This window comes from Kitasatospora sp. NPDC090308 (genome assembly GCF_044769485.1).
Classification (GTDB): domain Bacteria; phylum Actinomycetota; class Actinomycetes; order Streptomycetales; family Streptomycetaceae; genus Kitasatospora; species Kitasatospora fiedleri.
The window spans coordinates 1-18,349 of the sequence record NZ_JBIVXY010000023.1; the positions used below are offsets into that span (position 1 = coordinate 1).

Annotated in this window: 14 protein-coding genes and 1 riboswitch; of the genes, 7 read left to right on the forward strand and 7 right to left on the reverse strand. The window is 74.3% G+C overall.

What is annotated here, in order from left to right:
• Positions 1 to 158: 158 nt before the first annotated feature.
• Genes ACIQVD_RS32050 through ACIQVD_RS32060 form a run of 3 tightly spaced genes read right to left on the reverse strand, consistent with a single transcriptional unit; the run spans position 159 to position 3,414 of the window.
• Positions 159 to 1,271 (reverse strand): threonine aldolase family protein, encoded by a 1,113-nt coding sequence (locus ACIQVD_RS32050; RefSeq protein ID WP_402292531.1) that lies wholly within the window; start codon positions 1,269 to 1,271, stop codon positions 159 to 161.
• The gene (locus ACIQVD_RS32055) at positions 1,268 to 2,017 is read right to left on the reverse strand and encodes an SDR family NAD(P)-dependent oxidoreductase (RefSeq protein ID WP_100835477.1); all 750 of its coding nucleotides are present in this window, start codon (positions 2,015 to 2,017) and stop codon (positions 1,268 to 1,270) included. Before ACIQVD_RS32055 ends, ACIQVD_RS32050 begins: the two co-directional genes overlap by 4 nt.
• Entirely contained in the window at positions 2,014 to 3,414 is a 1,401-nt protein-coding gene (locus ACIQVD_RS32060) for a DUF6421 family protein (protein ID WP_400689253.1), read from the reverse strand. Before ACIQVD_RS32060 ends, ACIQVD_RS32055 begins: the two co-directional genes overlap by 4 nt.
• Positions 3,415 to 3,831: 417 nt before the next feature.
• On the opposite strand from ACIQVD_RS32060, the gene ACIQVD_RS32065 reads away from it, so the two are divergent.
• Positions 3,832 to 4,416: a DUF5134 domain-containing protein gene (locus tag ACIQVD_RS32065; protein ID WP_400689250.1), complete on the forward strand. Its 585-nt coding sequence runs from the start codon at positions 3,832 to 3,834 to the stop codon at positions 4,414 to 4,416.
• Positions 4,417 to 4,675: 259 nt separating this feature from the next.
• Complete coding sequence (locus tag ACIQVD_RS32070; protein WP_400689247.1) at positions 4,676 to 5,629, forward strand: M56 family metallopeptidase; 954 nt, start codon at positions 4,676 to 4,678, stop codon at positions 5,627 to 5,629.
• A gap of 120 nt (positions 5,630 to 5,749) precedes the next feature.
• Here ACIQVD_RS32070 and ACIQVD_RS32075 read toward each other — a convergent pair whose 3' ends face one another.
• Entirely contained in the window at positions 5,750 to 6,169 is a 420-nt protein-coding gene (locus ACIQVD_RS32075; protein ID WP_400689244.1) for a MarR family winged helix-turn-helix transcriptional regulator, read from the reverse strand.
• Between the two features lie 88 nt (positions 6,170 to 6,257).
• On the opposite strand from ACIQVD_RS32075, the gene ACIQVD_RS32080 reads away from it, so the two are divergent.
• Positions 6,258 to 7,808 carry an MFS transporter gene (locus tag ACIQVD_RS32080; protein ID WP_402292506.1) on the forward strand — a complete coding sequence of 517 codons (1,551 nt, stop codon included), beginning with the start codon at positions 6,258 to 6,260 and terminating at the stop codon, positions 7,806 to 7,808.
• 365 nt (positions 7,809 to 8,173) lie between these two features.
• On the opposite strand, the gene ACIQVD_RS32085 is transcribed toward ACIQVD_RS32080, so the two are convergent.
• On the reverse strand, positions 8,174 to 9,040 hold the full coding sequence (locus tag ACIQVD_RS32085) for a Scr1 family TA system antitoxin-like transcriptional regulator (protein ID WP_100835482.1): 867 nt from the start codon (positions 9,038 to 9,040) through the stop codon (positions 8,174 to 8,176).
• Positions 9,041 to 9,453: 413 nt separating this feature from the next.
• Between ACIQVD_RS32085 and ACIQVD_RS32090 the strand changes: the two genes are divergently transcribed.
• Positions 9,454 to 9,975 (forward strand): ATP-binding protein, encoded by a 522-nt coding sequence (locus ACIQVD_RS32090; protein WP_400689237.1) that lies wholly within the window; start codon positions 9,454 to 9,456, stop codon positions 9,973 to 9,975.
• A 230-nt stretch (positions 9,976 to 10,205) separates the two neighbouring features.
• Here the strand turns inward: ACIQVD_RS32090 and ACIQVD_RS32095 are convergent, their stop codons facing one another.
• Positions 10,206 to 10,448 carry a DUF397 domain-containing protein gene (locus tag ACIQVD_RS32095; RefSeq protein ID WP_030462206.1) on the reverse strand — a complete coding sequence of 81 codons (243 nt, stop codon included), beginning with the start codon at positions 10,446 to 10,448 and terminating at the stop codon, positions 10,206 to 10,208.
• Positions 10,449 to 10,796: 348 nt separating this feature from the next.
• Between ACIQVD_RS32095 and ACIQVD_RS32100 the strand changes: the two genes are divergently transcribed.
• Positions 10,797 to 11,696: a sirohydrochlorin chelatase gene (locus ACIQVD_RS32100; protein ID WP_282205217.1), complete on the forward strand. Its 900-nt coding sequence runs from the start codon at positions 10,797 to 10,799 to the stop codon at positions 11,694 to 11,696.
• Between the two features lie 196 nt (positions 11,697 to 11,892).
• Here the strand turns inward: ACIQVD_RS32100 and ACIQVD_RS32105 are convergent, their stop codons facing one another.
• The gene (locus ACIQVD_RS32105; RefSeq protein ID WP_402292507.1) at positions 11,893 to 14,070 is read right to left on the reverse strand and encodes a hypothetical protein; all 2,178 of its coding nucleotides are present in this window, start codon (positions 14,068 to 14,070) and stop codon (positions 11,893 to 11,895) included.
• A 467-nt stretch (positions 14,071 to 14,537) separates the two neighbouring features.
• Positions 14,538 to 14,707, forward strand: a riboswitch (cyclic di-AMP (ydaO/yuaA leader).
• A 5-nt stretch (positions 14,708 to 14,712) separates the two neighbouring features.
• On the opposite strand from ACIQVD_RS32105, the gene ACIQVD_RS32110 reads away from it, so the two are divergent.
• A complete protein-coding gene (locus ACIQVD_RS32110) occupies positions 14,713 to 16,044 on the forward strand; it encodes a transglycosylase family protein (protein ID WP_402292508.1) in 1,332 nt (443 codons plus the stop codon).
• A gap of 370 nt (positions 16,045 to 16,414) precedes the next feature.
• A complete protein-coding gene (locus ACIQVD_RS32115; protein WP_402292509.1) occupies positions 16,415 to 18,331 on the forward strand; it encodes an AMP-dependent synthetase/ligase in 1,917 nt (638 codons plus the stop codon).
• Positions 18,332 to 18,349: the final 18 nt, after the last annotated feature.

Below are 18,349 nucleotides of genomic sequence, written 5' to 3' on the forward strand. Positions count from 1 at the left end.
CCGGGACCGTCCACGCAGACACGTGTCCGGTGCTCCCTGCCGAGCGACCAGTGAACACTACGCCGGATCCGGGCCCGGTGCAAACAACCGCCCGCGGCCGGCCCTGGAGGTGTCTCCCGGGCCGGCCGCGGGCGGAGTTGGGGCGGGGTTCCAGGGGGTCAGACCTGGCGGGCCATCTCCTCGGCGATCGCGGCGGCGAAGGAGTCGATGTCCTGTTCGGTGGTGTCGAAGGCGGCCATCCAGCGGACTTCACCGGTGTGCTCGTCCCAGAAGTAGAAGCGGTAGCGCTTCTGGAGGCGCTCGCTGACCTCGCGCGGGAGGAGCGCGAAGACGGCATTGGCCTGGACGGGGCGGACCACGGTGACGCCGGGGATCTCGCGGACGGCGGCTTCGAGGCGGCGAGCCATCGCGTTGGCGTGGCCGGCGTTGCGGAGCCAGAGGTCGCCGGTGAGGAGTGCCTCGAACTGGACGGAGACGAAGCGCATCTTCGAGGCGAGCTGCATCGAGGTCTTGCGCAGGTACTTGAGGTTGCGGACCTTCTCGGGGTCGAGGACGACCACGACCTCGCCGAGCAGCAGGCCGTTCTTGGTGCCGCCGAAGGAGAGGACGTCGACCCCGGCGTCGGTGGTGAACTCGCGGAACGGAACGCCGAGCGAGGCGGCGGCGTTGGCGAGCCGGGAGCCGTCGAGGTGGACGAGCATGCCGCGTTCGTGGGCGTGCTCGCAGATCGCCCGGATCTCGTCGACCGTGTAGAGGGTGCCGAGTTCGGTGGACTGGGTGATCGAGACGGCGAGCGGTTGGGCGCGGTGCTCGTCGCCCCAGCCCCAGGCCTGCTGGTCGATCAGGGCGGGGGTGAGCTTACCGTCGGGGGTGGGGACGGTGTGGATCTTGATGCCGGCGAGCTTCTCGGGGGCGCCGCCCTCGTCGACGTTGATGTGCGCGCTCTCGGCGGCGATCACCGCGCCCCAGCGCGGGAGCAGCGCCTGGAGGGCGACGACGTTGGCGCCGGTGCCGTTGAAGACGGGGTACGCCTCGGCGCGGTCGCCGAAGTGGCGGCGGAAGACGGTCTGGAGGTGCTCGGTGTAGGCGTCCTCCCCGTAGGCGACCTGGTGGCCGTCGTTGGCCAGGGCGATCGCGGCGAGCACCTCGGGGTGGACGCCGGCGTAGTTGTCGCTGGCGAAGCCGCGGACGGCGGGGTCGTGGTGCCGCACTGCGTCGGTGGTGCCGGGGGTGTCGGGGGTGCCAGGGACACCGGGGTTGGAGGTGGTCATCGGGCTGTCAGCCACAGGTGCTGTCCGTTCAGTTCTGCTGCGGGGCGGTCCCAGAGGGACGCCAGGGTGGTGGCCAGGTCGGCGGTGTCGGTGAAGCCGGCGAACTTGGCGTCCGGCTTCTCGGCCCGCATCTCGGGGCTGACCAGGGCCTTGATGACCAGGATGACGGCCGCCGCGGTGGGGTCGCCGTCGGGGGCGGTGGTCTCCTTGCGGAAGGAGTCGGCCATCGCCAGGGTCCACGCCTCGGTGGCGGCCTTGGCGGCGGCGTACGCGGCGCCGCCCGCGGTGGGCTTGTGCGCGGCGGCGGCGGAGACCATGGCGTAGCGGCCGGCGGGGCTGCGGAGCAGGGCGGGCTGGAAGGCCAGCGAGGTGTGCTGGAGGGTGCGGACGACGGTGTCGTGCAGGAAGTCCCAGTCGTCGATCCGGGACTCGAAGAAGGTCTTGCTGCCGCGCCAGCCGCCGACCAGGTGGAGCAGGCCGTCGACGTGGCCGTGCTCGGCCTCCAGGTGGTCGGCCCAGTCGTGGACCTCCTGCGGGTCGAGCAGGTCGATGACCTGGCTGTGCGCCTTGGCGTCGGGGACGGCGGTGCGGACGGCGGCGAGGGCGGCGTCCAGGCGGTGCTGGTCGATGTCGGCGCCGATGACGGTGGCGCCGTCGGCGGCGAGGCGGCGCAGGGCGGCCTGGCCGGCCGGGCCGCTGGCTCCGGCGACGGCGATCACCTTGCCGTCGAGGGGGCGGGTGCTCATGCGGCGACCTCCTGGGTGCTGGTGCCGGTGATGCCCTTGGTGTCGGCGATCACGCGGCGGAGTTTCTTGGACAGGGCCTCGTAGAACATGCTGAGCGGGAACTCGTCGGGGTGGACGGCGTCGCACAGCGCCTTGCGCAGGGCTTTGTCGTCGGCGAGGTCGAGCGGGAGCGCCTCGGGGCCCTTGGCCCAGGTGGAGGCGGGGTGCGGGGTGAGGTAGCGGGAGACCAGCTGGTAGGCGGCGATCCAGTGGGCGGTCTTGGGACGGTCGATGCCGTCCCGGTAGAGCGTCTCGATCTCGGCGCAGAGCGCGTTGGTGGTGGCGGCGACCCGGTCCCAGTCGATGGTGAGGCGGTTGTCGCGCCAGCGCAGGGCGTCGTGCTTGTGCAGGTAGGCGAAGAGCAGCTGGCCGCCCATGCCGTCGTAGTTGCGGACCCGGTCGCCGGTGACCGGGAAGCGGAACAGGCGGTCGAAGAGGATCGCGTACTGGACGTCGCGGCCCTGGGGGTGGCCCTCGGCCTCCAGTTCGACCGACTCCTTGAAGGTGTTGAGGTCGCAGCGGAGCTCTTCGAGGCCGTACATCCAGAACGGGCTGCGCTGCTTGATCATGAAGGGGTCGAACGGCAGGTCGCCGTGGCTGTGGGTGCGGTCGTGGACCAGGTCCCACAGGACGAAGGTCTGCTGGGTGCGGTCCTGGTCCCGGAGCAGCTCGGCGGCGTCGGCGGGGATGTCGAGGTCGAGCTGGCGGACGGCGCTGGTGGTGACGGCGCGGAAGCGGGCGGCTTCGCGGTCGCAGAAGATGCCGCCCCAGGTGAAACGTTCCGGCGCTTCGCGGACGGCCACGGTCTCGGGGAAGAGCACGGCGGAGTTGGTGTCGTAGCCGGCGGTGAAGTCCTCGAAGGCGATGCCGAGGTAGCCGGGGTTGTCGAAGCGGGTGCGCTCCAGTTCGGCGATCCAGTCGGGCCAGACGACCTTGAGCAGGACGGCTTCCAGGTTGCGGTCCGGGTTGCCGTTCTGGGTGTACATCGGGAAGACGACCAGGTGGCCGGTGCCGTCGACGCGGTGCTCGTTCGGGCGGAAGGCCAGCAGCGAGTCGAGGAAGTCGGGCTCGCGGTAGCCGGTGTCGGCCCACTTGGCGAGGTCGGTCCGGACGGCGTCCAGGTAGGCGGCGTCGTGCGGGAAGAGCGGGGCGAGCTCGGCGACGGCCGCGCGGACGGTCTCGACCAGCGGGTCGACCGTGGGGCGCGGCACGGCGGAGAGGTCGATCGAGCCGTCCTTGGACTGCAGCGGTCGGAGGGCCTCGACGGCGTTCTTGAGGCGGGTCCAGGCCGGGTGGGCGACCGGGTCCGCGGCGTGGGCGTCGCCCGCGAGCGCGAGCGTCGACGAAAGATTCTGCATCACAGGCTCACTTCGACAGGAGTTATTTCGACAGGACCACGTTAAATGCGAAAGGTTCTCCGGCTCAAGACCGGTCTGACGGTAGACGCTCCAGTTCGTAGTACCGCCGCCCGCCGTTCCCGCCGCGGTGGATGAAAACGGACAGATGCGACGCCGGCCGGACCGGGGCGGCCGACCTGCCCCGACCATGCCCCGGCCCCCACCGGCCCGCCACCGGGGCACCCACGCCGGTCACGGGCCCGCTCGCGCCTCGGTGCGCCCCCGTTCACGCCCTGCTGCACCCGGGCGGGGTCGGTGATCGTGGGGGGCGGCGGCATCCGGCGGATCCGGCACGGGAGAGGAAGCGGCGCACCGTCCGGCGCTGGTGGAGTGGAGGGCGCCGGGACGTCCGGCGGGTCCGGCACGGAGGGGGACGCGATGCACGGTCCGGCGCTGGTGAGCTGGCTGCTGGCGGCACTGGCCGCGAGCAGCGGCGGTTACTGCGGGTGGCGGGTGCGCCGCTGGAGCACCGGTCCGGCCTGCGGCGGGCGGCACCACCTGGCCCGCCGGGAGTCGGACGTGCTGGAGGCCGCGATGGGTCTGGGCATGGCCGGGATGGCGCTGCTGCCGGGGGTGTTCTGGGGCTGGCCGTACGCGCTGCTGGCGGCGGTGCTGCTGGTCGGCGCGCTGGCCGGGCGCGGCGCGGGGCTGCGGGTGCACCGGCTGCACCACGGGATCGGGGCGCTGGCGATGGCGTACATGGCGCTGGCGATGGCGGGCGGCGGCGGGTCGGCGGGCGGGCACGCCGGGCACCACGGGCAGCCGGGCGGTCTGCCCCTGCTCACGGGGGCGCTGCTGGTGTACTTCGGGCTCTACGCGCTGTGGGAGGGCAGCCGGGTGCTGACCGCGGGCGGCGCGGTGGCGGTGGCGGGCGGCCCGGCGGTGGCGGTGGCGGCGCCGCTGCCGCGGGCCTGCCGGGCGGCGATGGGGATCGGGATGTTCGCGATGCTGCTGTCGATGTGAGCACGGGCGCCCGGGCGGTCCGGCCCCTCCGCGCGTTCCTCCGCCGGCTCCCCTGCGGTTCCGCCTCCGTCTTCCCCTCCGCGCGTTCCCCTGCCGTACAGGTGCGCGACTGACGGGGCGTCGGGCGGGGCCGGGGCGGTGGCGGGGCGTGGCCTTGGTCACTGGACCGACCCGGCCGTTCCGCCCGGGCGTGCGGCGGCATAGGTTGGGGGGAAGCGCACCGCCGCGCCTCGAACCCCTCCCTCGGGGAGACCTTGCCATGACGGCACTGCTGAGCCTGCTGCTGCTCGGACTGCTGCTCGCCACCGTGGCGCCCAGCCGCCTGGCCCGGGCCCGCTGGCCGGAGCGCGAACCGGTGCTGGCCCTGCTGGTGTGGCAGATGCTGGTGGTCGCGGTGCTGCTGTGCTGCGTGCTGAGCCTGCTGCTGGCGAGCGCGGCGGCGCTGCCGGCCTGGCGGGACGTGGTGTTCTCCGGCGCCCCGGCCGGGGTGGAGGGCGCGTACGAGCTGGCGGGCCGCGAGGGGTGGGGGCGGCTGTCCGCGGCGGTGCTGGCGGCGGGCGGGCTGTGGACGGCGGTGTCGCTGGCCCGGGAGGTCCGGTCGGCGCGGGCGGAGCGCGGTCACCGGCACGCCCAACTGGTGCGGCGCGCGCCGGAGTTGCCGATTTCGCTGCTGCCGCGTCGACGCCGGGGGCGGGGGCGGGAGCCGCTGGTGGTGCTGGAGAACGTCCGGCCGCAGGCCTGGTCGCTGCCGGGGCCGCGGGCCCGGCTGGTGGTGACGACGGGGGCGCTGCAGCAGTTGTCGGACCGGGAGCTGGCGGCGGTGCTGAGCCACGAGCGCGGTCACGTCCGGGCCCGGCACCACTGGCTGGGGCAGTGCGCGCAGGCGCTGGCGACGGGGTTCCCGGGGGTGGGGGTGTTCTCCGCGTTCCGGGACCAGGTGGCGGTGCTGGTGGAGCTGGCGGCGGACGACCGGGCGGCCCGGCGGCACGGGCGGGTGACCACGGCGCTGGCGCTGGCGGAGCTGAACAGCGAGGTGTTCGCCTCCTGCCCGCCGGCCCAGCTCGCGCAGTCCCCCGCCCGGGTGGACCGGCTGCTGCTGGGCGAGCCCCGGCTGCCGGTGCCGGCCCGGCTGGGCTGGACGCTGGCGGCGCTGGCCGCCCCGCTGGGCGCGGCGGCACTGGCGGTGGCGCCGGGGCTGTCGGCGCTGCTCTGACCGGGCCGCGGCCCGGCCCCCTCGCGCGGCACGGCCGTTGACGGCTCATCGGCGCCGCCCCGACGCCCGGCGCCTTGAAGCCCGGCGCCTTGAAGCCCGCCGGACGCCGCCGACGGGCCGTCAGTCCTCGGGGGCGAGCGTCTCGGCGAGGATCCGGCGGTGCACCGGGCGGGCCAGGCGGTAGCGCTCGCGGCCCTCGTCGGTGAGCGCGATGTAGATGCCGCGCCGGTCGTCGACGCAGTGCGTGCGCTGGACCAGGCCGGCCTTCTCCATCCGGGCGACCAGCCGGGAGAACGCGCTCTGGCTGAGGTGGACGGTGCCGGCCAGGGTCTGCGCGCGCTCGCCGAGGCCGGGCTTCTCCCGCTCGAACTCCCGCAGCCGCTCCAGCAGTTCGAACTCGCTGACGCCGAGCCCGTACGCCTCGCCCAGCTCGCGGTCGATGGCGCAGGAGGTGGCCGCGTGCCGGGCCAGCAGGGCGCGCCACTGCTCGCTGAGCGCCGTCTCCGCGGACGGATCGTGGTCTGGGTCGAAGTCGGTCACGCCGCCAGGGTAGCACATGCACGCGCATCTGTTGCGGCCACATTAAATGCGCTTGCATCTCATGCACATGCATGTACCGTTCTGTGCCATGACCGACACGACGGTGACCCGCACGCCTGCGGCCGACCATCCGCCCGCGACCGACCAGACCCACTGGAGCCCGCGCCTCTGGGGCGCCCTGGTGGTGCTGTGCGCCGCGATGTTCCTCGACGCGCTCGACGTCTCGATGGTCGGCGTCGCCCTGCCCTCCATCGGCGCCGACCTGCACCTGTCCGACTCCGCCCTGCAGTGGGTGGTGAGCGGCTACGTCCTCGGCTACGGCGGGCTGCTGCTGCTCGGCGGCCGCGCGGCCGACCTGCTCGGCCGCCGCCGGGTGTTCCTGGTGGCCCTGGCCGTCTTCGCCGCCGCCTCGCTGCTCGGCGGCCTGGTGGACAGCGGGCCGCTGCTGATCGGCGCCCGCTTCCTCAAGGGCGTCAGCGCCGCGTTCACCGCCCCGGCCGGCCTGTCCATCATCACGACCACGTTCCCGGAGGGCCCGGCCCGCAACCGCGCGCTGTCCATCTACACCACCTGCTCGGCCGCCGGCTTCTCGCTCGGCCTGGTGATCAGCGGCCTGCTGACGTCGGCGGGCTGGCGGCTGACGTTCCTGATGCCCGTCCCGGTCGCCCTGATCGCGCTGGTCGCCGGCGTCAAGCTGCTGCCCCGGCGGCACGACGGGCACCGCGCCTCCGGCGGGTACGACCTGGCGGGTGCGGTCACCGGCACCGCGGCCGTGCTGCTGCTGGTCTTCACGGTGACGGAGGCCCAGGGCGCGGGTTGGCTGTCGGTGCGCACGATCGGGTCGCTGCTGCTGGTGGCGGCGCTGGCCGCGGCCTTCCTGGCCATCGAGGCGCGCACCGCCCACCCGCTGGTCCGGCTCGGCATCTTCCGCGACGCGGGCGTCCGCCGGGCGAACCTCACGGCGCTGACGCTGATGGGCAGTTACGCGGGCTTCCAGTTCGTGGCCACGCTGTACCTCCAGCGGTTGCTGAGCTGGTCCGCGCTGGAGACGGCGCTCGGGCTGCTGCCCGGCGGCGCGGTGGTGGCCTTCTCGGCGGGCGCCGTCGGCCGGCTGCTGGACAGGTACGGCCCGGCCCGGGTGCTGCCGGTCGGCGTGGCCTCGATGGCCCTCGGGTACGCGCTGTTCCTCCGGCTGGACGAGCACAGCGGCTTCCTCGGCCTGGTGCTGCCGAGCATGCTGCTGATCGGCGCGGGCTTCGCGCTGGCCTTCCCCTCGATCAACGTGGCGGCCACCTCGGGCGTGGCGGACGACGAACAGGGCCTGGCCTCGGGCCTGGTGAACACCGCGCTCCAGGTCGGCGGCGCGATCGTGCTGGCCGTCACCACCGCGGTGCTCACCGCGGGCAGCGCCGGCGGCACCGACGCGCACGCCCAACTGGCCGGCTACCGACCCGCGTTGCTGCTGGTGACGGGCACCACGGCGCTCGGCCTGCTGATCGCGCTGACGGGCGCGGTCCGGGCCGGTCGCCGCGGCCCGGCCGCCGATCCGGCCCCGGTGCCCGACTACGTCTACCCCGCGGCACAGGCGGCGCGCCCGGCGGAGACCTCCGCGTCGGAGGCGCTGCTGTCGGAGCGCTGAGGAGGCGCCGGGCGGTCGACCCCTCGCCGCCCCGAGCACTCCGGCCGCCGCCCGTCGGATCGTCCTCGGGAGCCGGCTCCACCAAACCCCCGTGTTGGTGGAGCCGGTGCGCGCGGTCCGCCCCCGGCCGGGCCCGAACGGTTCGGGCGGGCGGCGCGGGCTTCGGAGCAGACACCATGGCAGTTGGCCGGGCCACGGTCAATGCACCCAGCCGCTCCGAGACCCAACCGACGCACTGCTCAAGGGGGTTGGCCCGCGCCCGCGCCATCCGCGCGCCGTCGGCGCCACCCGCGCACCACCCGGGCCCCGGCAGGCGGGACGAGCAGGCGGACCCACGGGCGGAACGGCAGACGGACCGGCGGCCCCTACTGGTTCTTGAGGATGGACTGCAGCAGGTCGAGGGTCTGCTGCGGGGTGAGGCTGTCCACGCACAGCCGCTCCATCACCTGGAGGTACTCGTCGACGTCGTCGCGCTTGTCCAGGTAGAGGGCGCTGGTGAGCTGCTCCAGGTAGACCACGTCGGGCAGGTCCTGCTCGGGGAAGCGCAGCACCGAGAAGGCGCCGCTCTCACCGGCGTGCGCGCCGAACCGGAACGGCATCACCTGGACCACCACGCTGGGGAGTTGGGCCAGTTCCACCAGGTGCTCCAGCTGGGCCCGCATCACCTCGGGGCCGCCGACCGGGCGGCGCAGCGCGGCCTCGTCGATGACGGCCCAGAACTTGGGGCCGCGCCCGTCGGTGATCAGCTTCTGGCGGCGGGCGCGCAGGGTGACCCGGCGGCCGATCTCGGCCTCGTCCAGGGTGGGCCGGTTCTGGGCGAAGATCGCCCGGGCGTACTCCTCGCACTGGAGCAGGCCGGGGACGAACTGCACCTCGTAGGTGCGGATGAGGGCGGCGGCCTCCTCCAGACCGATGTAGGTCTGGAACCAGTTGGGCAGCACGTCGTTGTAACTGTGCCACCAGCCGGACTTGTTGGCCTCGCGGACCAGCGCCAGCAGGGCTTCCCGGTCGGGGCCGGCGGCGAGCCCGTAGAGGCTGAGCAGGTCGGCGACGTCGCGCTCCTTGAAGGAGACCCGGCCGAGTTCCATCCGGCTGATCTTGGACTCCGAGGCGCGGATCGCGTAGCCGGCGTCCTCCCGGGTGATGGCGCATCCCTCGCGGAGCCGACGCAGCTGCGAGCCGAGGAGGATGCGGCGCACCATCGAGCCCCCGCCGGGCTGAACTGTGGTCATCTGACCAAACCTCCACGTGGACGGACCAGTTGCACAGTCTGCCATCAGTCGGGCGCACTGAGTGCCGGTAGTGGCACAGCAGGTTGTCGCTTCGGCCACTCCGGGGTCCATCTTGCACGTGCATCCGGGCCATGCATATGCCAATCGCACGACTGCACGTGAATCGACTCTTGCATCTGCCGTGAGCGCAGAGGACCATGGTGCACGTGCACTTGCACGCCCTGGCAATCCCGCGGGCACCGCGTCGACCCCATGCGCGAATCCGCACACCTTCCCGGCAACGCCCGTGCGTCGCTGGGTACTTGCGTGTGCGGACCGGTCGGCCGACGGTCCGGCGGCCGAGCGAGTCGGAGGTGACCGGCATGACCCCGGTGGGTCCCGCCGTGTCCGCCCCCTTATGGGAGGAGCTCTTCATGAGCACCGGTACGGTCCTGGCGACCGACCCTCATGTGGTCAGCTGCACCCTCGCTCCCCGCTTCGAAGCCGTGCGCACCGCGCGGGAGTTCACCAGACGGTCGCTGGACGCGTGGGGGCTCGGGGACATCTTCGACGACGTGGCCCTGGTGGCCTCGGAGTTGGTGACCAACGCGCTGCGGCACGCGCTCGGCCAGAGCGAGCCCTCCCTGGTGCCCGCGCAGGGCGCTCCGCAGCCGGCGGCCGGGTCGCTGCCGATCCGGATCAGCCTGGTGCACCGCGCGCCGCAGGTGGTCTGCGCGGTCAGCGACCCGTCCAGTACCGGACCGATCGCCCGGGAGGCCGACTTCGTGGCCGAGTCCGGCCGCGGCCTGCACCTGGTGGACTCCTTCTCCCGCTCCTGGGGCTGGCACCCGCTGGCCGGCGCTGGGAAGGTGGTCTGGGCGCTGTTCGACGCCCGCACGGAGCTGCCGGGCCCGGAGCAGCTGTCGAACGCCGGCCGGCACCGCCGCTCCGCCTGACGCTCCCACCCGTCCGCCCGCGAGTCTCGCGGCCCCGCGTTCAGCAACCGCCGCCACCACCCGCCCCGCACCCGCCCGCGGCGCGGTGACGGCGGCACGCCCGGGGCCGGTCGCGCCCGGGGAGAACGGAAGGGACCGCAAGGGACCGGGAACCGGAAGGGACCGGAGAAGCACGAAGGCCGTCGTGGGAAGCCCCACGACGGCCCGGACACACGGGGGTCGGCCCTCGGTCAGGGCGTGCCGCCCAGGTGGTCGAACTCCCCGTCCTTGACGCCGAGCAGCATCGCGGTGATCTCGTCCCGGGTGTAGACCAGCGCCGGCCCCTGCGGGAAGCGCGAGTTGCGCATCGCCACGTCGCCGTTCGGCAGCGCGGCGAATTCCACGCAGTTGCCCTTCGAGTTGCTGTGACGGCTCTTCTGCCAGACCACCCCGTCCAGGTCCGTCGCCGCCATGCCGTTGTACGCCTCACGCATTGTTTTCTCCCCATAGCCCGGCGAACGCCTCACTTGACGTGATGATAGCTCTCCTGCACGTGCATCAGCATGGGAAATTTCCTGTGCAAAGGAACGTGCCGATGCCGACACCATCCCTTCACAGCAGCGTAATTGACGGTGCGTAAGCGGACACAGCCGGGCGAAACGCCAGTCACTCCATGACCGTCCGCACACACTCGCCAGCGCGTTGTCGATCATCACCACCTTTCACGCGGTTCACAGGCAGTCACGATTCACCCTGTGATCACTGTCACTTCCGGACGGAAAGCCGCCCGCTGTCGGCATCCGGCTGCAACGCGCGCGGGCACATGTCCTACGATCTGGCGCATGAGCACCGCAGCCATCCCGGGCGCGCCACTGCCCGTCCGTACGCCAGGCTCCCGTGCGCGGGGGCGCCACCGCCGTCCCGAGCGCCCCGAGATCATGCCCGGTTCGCCCGCCCTGGTGCTGGCGGTCCCGGCCGCCGCCGGGCCGGAGAGCCGCCCGGTCGTCGAGGAGCTGCTGTCCATCGTCCGCACCGAGCAGTCGGGCATCGAGGTGACGGCGGCCTACCTGGGCGGTGAGGGCGCGCCGACGGTCGCCGACCTGCTGGCGGCCGCCGCCGAGGCGGGCCTGCCCGCACCGCTGGTGGTCCCGCTGGTGCCCGGGCCGCACGACTTCCTGCCCGAACTGCACAAGCTGGCCGCCGAGACCGGCGCCCGGGTGCTGGACCCGCTGGGCCCGCACCCGCTGCTGGCCGAGGCCGTGCACGTGCGGCTGTCCGAGGCCGGGCTGGCCCGGGCCGACCGGGCCCGGCTGTTCGCCATCGCCACCGCCGCCGACGGCGTGGTGCTGACCACGGTCGGCGGCGAGGAGGCGGCGGCCTCGGCCGGCATCACCGGCGTGCTGCTGGCCTCCCGGCTGGCGGTCCCCGTGGTCCCGGCCGCGCTGGACGTGCCGGGTTCGGTCGCCGCGGCCGTCGCGCACCTGCGGGCCACCGGCTCCGAGCGCCCGGCGCTGGCCCCGCTGGTGATCGGCCCGGAGGCCGACCCCGAACTGCTGGCCACCGCCGCCGAGGAGACCGGCTGCGCGAGCGCCGCCCCGATCGGCGCCTACCCGACGGTGGGCCAGCTGATCGCCTCCGCCTACCTGGCCGCGCTCCCCGAGCCGACCCAGGAGCAGCTGGAGGCGGCCGAGGCCGCGGCCGAGCAGCAGCGCACCAGCTCGGGGGCGCACGCCGCGCGCTGACCCCGGCCCACGGACCGCGACGGGCGGGAGCAGCGAATCGACGCGCTCCCGCCCGTCGCGCTTCCCCGCCACCGGCCTGCGGCCCGCCACTCCCCCGCTCCGCGACCGGGACGGCGGCCCCGGCACAGCACCGACCTGCGGGCCGAGCCGTCGGCAGCCTGCGGCGGTGCCCGCGGCGCCCGGCCCGCGCGCCGGTTCAGCCCGCCGTGATCCGCCCGGTCCGCGGCGCGCTGTCGGTGAAGGCGAGCGCGGGCAGGGCCACCGGGCGCGGCGGGACGGGCGCCTCGGCCGGCGCGGTGACGGCGTTCCACCGGCCGCCCGCCGCTCCCTGCCCCCCGCTCCCGCCGCCACCACCGCTGCCCCCGCCTCCCCCGCCCTTGCCGAGCGCGACGGTCTGCGCCTGCCCGGCCGGGCGGAACAGGATGCGGGTCGGGTCGGGCGACTCCGGGTCGAGCCACAGCTCGCTGCCCGCCGGGCCGCCGAACTCGCAGTCCAGCACCGCGATGTCGTCGGGCTTCCCGTCGTCGGTGGCCCGGAACGCCACCCCGGCCTTGCGGTAGCCGGTCAGCCGGCTGCGGCTCAGGGTGACCGGCTCCCCGGCGAGTTGGTGCTTGAGTGTGGTCACCGCGTAGTCGGACTGCCCGGCGGCGTCGATCAGCAGCCCGTCGAGGACGGTGCCCCGGTCGCGGCCCAGCGCGTGCACCGCGACGCCGCCCGCGGCGTTGCCGTACAGCACCGAGGCGGTGTAGTCGAAGTCGTTCAGGTAGGCGCCGTGCTCGATGCCCCAGCCGCCGTTGTGGTAGGCCGCGTACTGGGTGACGGTGTGGTGGTGCTCGGCGTTCAGCCAGACGAAGACGCCGTTCTCCAGGTTGTTGTGCGCCAGGCAGCGTTCGAAGGTCCAGACGCCCTCGCTGGTCTCCGGCCACTCGTAGCCGGACGCGCCGGTGGCGCCCTGGACGCCGACGGCCACGCAGTCCCGGGCCGAGGAGCCCGTCCCGGCGCCGAGGCTGAACCCGGTGAGCCGGTAGCCGCGCGGGTCGGGCTCGAAGACGGTGCGGGAGGCGACGCAGCCCTCGTAGGCGATGTCGTCGGACGGGCCCTGCGGGGTGCGGGTGTCGATCGGGCCGTCCCACCAGTAGGCGTCCTCCCAGGTCTCGTGGGAGATGCAGCCGCGGAAGGTGATGCCGTGGCTGGCGTGCGGCACGAAGGCGTGGCTGCCGGTGTCGCGGACCACCACGCCCTCGACCACGGTGCCGCGCGAGGTGTCCAGCAGCATGTGGAAGTGCAGCCCGTACCGGCCCAGCACCGCTTCGGTGACCGGCTTCCCCTCCCAGGTGTCCTTGCCGTCGGCGCGCGGGCCGAGCCAGCGCAGCGCGGCGTGCCGGACGTCGGGCGGGCGGCTGGAGGTGAGGTGGACGTGCGCCCGGCCCTGCGCGGTGCCCTCGACCCGGACGTTGCGGCTGAGGTTGAGCACCTCCGCGCCGAAGGTCGCGCCGCCGCCGAGCGCCACCCGGGGGTGGGCGTGCCGCAGCGGGGCGGTCAGGGTGACGGTGGCGCCGTCGACCCGCGCGACGGTCACCAGGTCGTACGCGGTGGAGAAGTCCTCGGTGTCGGGCGGCGCGGTGGGGGTGACGGCCAGTTCGTCGCCGGGCTGCCAGCCCTCGGGGGCGGCGGCCAGCTTCAGCGCGGTGTCGCCGGGCCCGAGGTCGGTGGCGGCCCGGGTCCAGGCGGTGCGGGGGGCGCCGTCCAGGCGCAGGTAGCCCTGGCCGGTGACCCACAGGCCGGTGTCGCTGTCGACGACGGTCATGCCGCCGCCCGCGAAGCGGCGCTCGTCGACGTGCGGGAAGCGCAGGGTGTGGGTGTGCGCGGCGTCGGGGGCCAGCGCCAGGACGCCGCGCACCTCGACGTTGCCCGCGCTGGCCAGGGTCAGCGTCCGGTCCGCGGCGAAGACCAGCGAGCCGCTCCGCTCCACCAGCAGCGAGCCGACCTCGGCGTCGGCGTCCAGCACCACCTTGTCGGTGATCCGCACCGCGCTGCCGGGGCCCGGCGGCTTGCCGCCCCAGCCCTTGGCGTCCGACCACTTGCGGCCGCCGCCGTCCAGCACCGGGGGCGGCACGGAGGGCTGCGGGCTGCCGGACGCGGGCGGCGGGGCGGCGGTGCCGTGCTGGTGGCCGGGCGGCGCGCCGGTGCCGACGCCGAGCGGCCCGGGCCGGGCGGCGGGCTCGTCGGCCCCCGCCAGGGACTGCCGCAGGACCACTCCCCCGCCGAGCGCCGTCGCCGTCCCGACCGCCAGCCAGGTCAGCATCCTGCGCCGCCCGACCGGCGGGCGCCGGTGCCGCGCCGGGGGTTGCTCGCCGTTCCGCTGCTGTTCCACCACGACCGCCTTTCCGGGGCCCGCGACCCAGATTCGTCGGGGGAAGCATAGGCGGAACGACCGCCGGAAAGCGGCCGGTTCCCTTTCGCTTAAGCATTCTGACGTACGGTCAGCCACCTGTTCGACGCCCACGTCGGGGCGCCCCGCACGGCACCCACCGGATGGACATACCGCCCCAACCAGGCAAATGACCCACGCCGAATGCCGCCAAACATGAATATTCACCCACAACTCGACATAGAGCCATAAAACGGACACAAGATCGCTTATCGGCTGACGCCCGGCCAGGTTCCGCCACCCGTCCGGGAGTTCGCCGGACATTCCTTGATCGCCCATTCCGAGCCCTGTGACGCCCGTCACCGGCATTTGCGGATTCCGCTGAATTCCGCTTAATCTCCTGCCCACGTTCGTGGACACACGGACCCAGCTCACCCGGGACGCCGAGTCCTGCCGCCGGGTGGGCCGGCTCATGCACAACGCACCACGGCAGGGGCGGGGGAACCAGGTAAGTCGCCCCGGGCGGTCGAAGGACCGCACGGGGCTTGGGGTGAAGCCGGGCGCACCACACGGTGCGCGCGGCCGGGCAACTCCAGCCCGAATCCGACAGCTCACCTCGCAGGCGTGGGAGAGGAACGCTTCTTCATGCTGCCCATCAGCGCCAAGCGCGCCCGCCGCCTGATCGCCACCACCGGTGTCGTCGGCATCGGACTCACGATCCCCTGCCTGACCGGTGGCGTCGCCTCCGCGGCCACCGTCTCGACCTGGGACAAGGTCGCGCAGTGCGAGTCCAGCGGCAACTGGTCGATCAACACCGGCAACGGCTTCTACGGCGGCCTCCAGTTCACCGCCTCCACCTGGGCGGAGTTCGGCGGCACCGCGTACGCCTCGCGCGCCGACCTGGCCACCAAGGACCAGCAGATCTCCGTCGCCGAGAAGGTGCTGGCCTCGCAGGGCCCCGGCGCCTGGCCGGTGTGCTCGATCCAGGCCGGCCTCACCAAGGGCGGCGCCGCCCCCGAGGTGAACACCTCCGGCTCCGCGCAGACCCAGGCCCCGGCCCAGACCCAGCAGTCGCAGACCCAGCAGCCGCAGGCCCAGCAGTCGCAGCCGCAGTCCGGCGGCAAGGGCAAGTCCCAGCACGGCTGGTCGCAGGGCACGTCGCAGGGCACGTCGCAGGCCCAGCCGCAGGCCGAGCAGAGCGCCCCGGCCGCCACCACCGACCGGGCCGCCGGCACCTACACCGTCGCGGCGGGCGACTGGCTGTCCGCGATCGCGCAGAACCAGCACGTCGACGGCGGCTGGCAGAAGCTGTACGACCTGAACCGCTCGGTCCTCACCGAGGGTCCGGACATGATCTACCCGGGTCAGCAGCTCTCCCTCGGCGGGTCCGCCACCGCGCAGCAGTCGGCGCCGGCCACCAAGCCCTCCGCCACCAAGTCCGCCACCAAGTCCTCCGCCGCCCAGGGCTCGTCCTGGACGAACAACCGCTCCTCCGCCAAGCCGTCCGGCGCCCCGGCGAAGTCGTCGACCGGCTCGACGCAGACCGCCACCGCGTCGACCGCCACCACCGCGGCGACCACGACCGCCGGCACCACCACCACCGCCGCCAAGGCGACCGGTTCCAAGGCCGCCGCGATCGACTTCGCGCTGTCCAAGGTCGGCCAGGCGTACGTCTACGGCGGCACCGGCAACGGCGGCTGGGACTGCTCTGGCCTGACCCAGGCCGCGTTCCGCCAGGCCGGCATCAGCCTGCCGCGCGTCGCCGCCGACCAGGCGGACTACTCGACCCGCGTCTCGCTGGACAGCCTGCAGCCGGGCGACCTGCTGTTCTGGTCGAACAACGGCTCGAACTCGGGCGTCTACCACGTCGCCCTGTACGTCGGCGACGGCAAGTACGTCGAGGCCGCGAACCCGAGCGCCGGCGTCCGCACCGAGACCGTCGCCAACTGGGCCCCCGACTTCGCGGGCCGCGTCTGATCGCGGGCACGACCGCCGCTGCCCCCGGGGACCCTGGTCGGCCCCGGGGGCAGCGGCCTGTCCTCGGCCCGAGAAGGCCCGACGACCGACGACCGACGCCCGGGGAGCAGCACCGTGGCGAAGACGACGATCACGCCGGACGCGGACCCGGCCCTGGAGGTGATGGTGCGCGTCGGCGCCGCCGGCCGCCGGGACGGCGAGCGCCTCCTCCCCGGGCCCCCGCCGCGGCAGAGGGCTGACCCCCCGGCGGGCGACCGGGGCGCCCCGGAGCCCGCAACCTCCGTGACTGTCAAGTAACTTACCGTCTAGTAAGTTTACCGGCGAGTACCTACCCTGGGCGAACCCCCACCCCACCCAAGGGAGTTCGCTCATGGCACACCCCCTCGCCCGGGCCGCCCGCGCCGCCCGCCCATCCGTCGAGGTGCTCCGCACCGGCGGGCGGGTCGTCGAGGCCCGGTCCCCGTACCTGGTGCCACCGCCCGAGGACGGGAGCCTGGGCGACCTGCCGTTCCGCAACGCGGAGGCCGCACCGGAGGCGGTGGTGCTGACGCGCCGTCAACCGGACGGCTCCTGGCGGGACGTGACGGCGCGGGAGTTCGCGGACCGGGTCGCGGCGGTGGCCCGCGGCCTGGTCGCGGTCGGGGTGGGCCCCGGCGCGCGGATCGTGCTGATGTCGCGGACCAGGTACGAGTGGACGCTGCTGGACTTCGCCGCCTGGGCGGCCGGCGCGTGCGTGGTGCCGGTGTACCCGACCTCCTCGGTGGAGCAGGCGGAGTGGATCGTCCGGGACTCGGGGGCGGTGCTGGCGCTCGCGGAGGACGCCGGAACCGCCGAGGTGCTGACCGTCGCGATCGCCCGCACCGGCGGCACGGTCCCGCTGTGGCGGCTGGACGAGGACGCCGTCGGCGAGCTCACCGCCCTCGGCCGCCCCGTCCCCGCCGAGGAGCTGGACCGCCGCCGGAGGGCCCGGGGCCCGGCGGACGAGGCGACGCTGATCTACACCTCGGGCACCACTGGCCGCCCCAAGGGCTGCCTGCTCACCCACGCCAACTTCCTCACCGAGGCGGCGAACTGCCACGCCCTGCTGGGGCCGGTCTTCGAGGAGGCGACCGGCCGGGCGCCGTGCACCCTGCTGTTCCTGCCGCTGGCGCACGTGCTGGGCCGGATGATCCAGGTGACCTGCGTGTACGGCCGGGTCCGGATCGGCCACAGCCCCTCCCTGAAACCGGCCGACCTGCGACCGGACCTGGCCTCCTTCGGCGCGACCTTCCTGGTCGGCGTCCCCTACCTGTTCGAGAAGATCCACCAGTTGGGCCGGGCCGAGGCGCAGGCGAAGGGCGCGGTGAAGGTGTTCGACCGGGCGGCCGCGGTGGCGGTGCGCCACGCCCGGGCCGAGCTGGACGCGCTGGCCGGCGGCCGCCCGGTGCCGCTCCCGCTGCGCCTGGCGCACGGCCTGTACGACGCGCTGGTGTACCGGCGGGTGCGGGCGGCGATGGGCGGCCGGGTGCGGTACGCGATCAGCGGCGGCTCCTCGATCGACCCGGAGCTGCTGCTGTTCTTCGCGGGCGCGGGCGTGCTGGTGCACGAGGGCTACGGGCTGACCGAGAGCAGCGGCCCGTCCACGGTGAACCCGCCGCTGCGGCCGCGTCCGGGCACGGTCGGGCAGCCGGTGCCGGGCAGCGCGGTGCGGATCGCCGAGGACGGCGAGGTGTTCCTGTCCGGCGGTCAGCTCTTCGACGGCTACTACGAGTTGGGCGCGCCGCGGCCCCGACGGCCGCAGTGGTTCGCCACCGGCGACCTGGGCCGGCTGGACGAGGACGGCTACCTGACCGTCACCGGCCGCAAGAAGGAGGTCCTGGTGACCTCCGGCGGCAAGAACGTCTCCCCCGGCCCGCTGGAGGACCGGCTGCGCGGCCACCCGCTGATCAGCCAGGCCCTGGTGGTCGGCAACGGCCGCCCGTACGTGGGCGCGCTGCTCACCCTGGACGCCGAGGCGGTGGAGCGCTTCCTCGCGCTCGACCCGCCCGCCGCACCCGCCGCGCCCGCCGCGTCGGGCGGCGTGGACGTCGGCAGCGCCGTCCCGGTGCACCCGGCGGTGCTGGCGGCGCTCGCCGAGGCGGTGCGGGGCGTCAACGCGACGGTCTCGCGCGCCGAGTCGATCCGGCGGGCGCGGGTGGTGGCGGGCGACTTCACCGAGGAGCGCGGCCTGCTGACGCCCTCGCTGAAGGTGCGCCGCCAGGCCGTCGGCGCCGCCTACCGCCGCGACGTCGAGCAGCTCTACGCGTAGCGGACGGCCCCCGGGAGG

What these genes read in the sequence shown, in the direction of transcription:
- ACIQVD_RS32050 (WP_402292531.1), bottom strand. Translation starts at nt 1,271, where the DNA reads ATGACCACCTCCAACCCCGGTGTCCCTGGCACCCCCGACACCCCCGGC.
- ACIQVD_RS32085 (WP_100835482.1), bottom strand. Translation starts at nt 9,040, where the DNA reads ATGACCACAGTTCAGCCCGGCGGGGGCTCGATGGTGCGCCGCATCCTC.
- ACIQVD_RS32110 (WP_402292508.1), top strand. Translation starts at nt 14,713, where the DNA reads ATGCTGCCCATCAGCGCCAAGCGCGCCCGCCGCCTGATCGCCACCACC.
- ACIQVD_RS32115 (WP_402292509.1), top strand. Translation starts at nt 16,415, where the DNA reads ATGGCACACCCCCTCGCCCGGGCCGCCCGCGCCGCCCGCCCATCCGTC.
- ACIQVD_RS32060 (WP_400689253.1), bottom strand. Translation starts at nt 3,414, where the DNA reads ATGCAGAATCTTTCGTCGACGCTCGCGCTCGCGGGCGACGCCCACGCC.
- ACIQVD_RS32100 (WP_282205217.1), top strand. Translation starts at nt 10,797, where the DNA reads ATGAGCACCGCAGCCATCCCGGGCGCGCCACTGCCCGTCCGTACGCCA.
- ACIQVD_RS32070 (WP_400689247.1), top strand. Translation starts at nt 4,676, where the DNA reads ATGACGGCACTGCTGAGCCTGCTGCTGCTCGGACTGCTGCTCGCCACC.
- ACIQVD_RS32090 (WP_400689237.1), top strand. Translation starts at nt 9,454, where the DNA reads ATGAGCACCGGTACGGTCCTGGCGACCGACCCTCATGTGGTCAGCTGC.
- ACIQVD_RS32095 (WP_030462206.1), bottom strand. Translation starts at nt 10,448, where the DNA reads ATGCGTGAGGCGTACAACGGCATGGCGGCGACGGACCTGGACGGGGTG.
- ACIQVD_RS32080 (WP_402292506.1), top strand. Translation starts at nt 6,258, where the DNA reads ATGACCGACACGACGGTGACCCGCACGCCTGCGGCCGACCATCCGCCC.
- ACIQVD_RS32055 (WP_100835477.1), bottom strand. Translation starts at nt 2,017, where the DNA reads ATGAGCACCCGCCCCCTCGACGGCAAGGTGATCGCCGTCGCCGGAGCC.
- ACIQVD_RS32065 (WP_400689250.1), top strand. Translation starts at nt 3,832, where the DNA reads ATGCACGGTCCGGCGCTGGTGAGCTGGCTGCTGGCGGCACTGGCCGCG.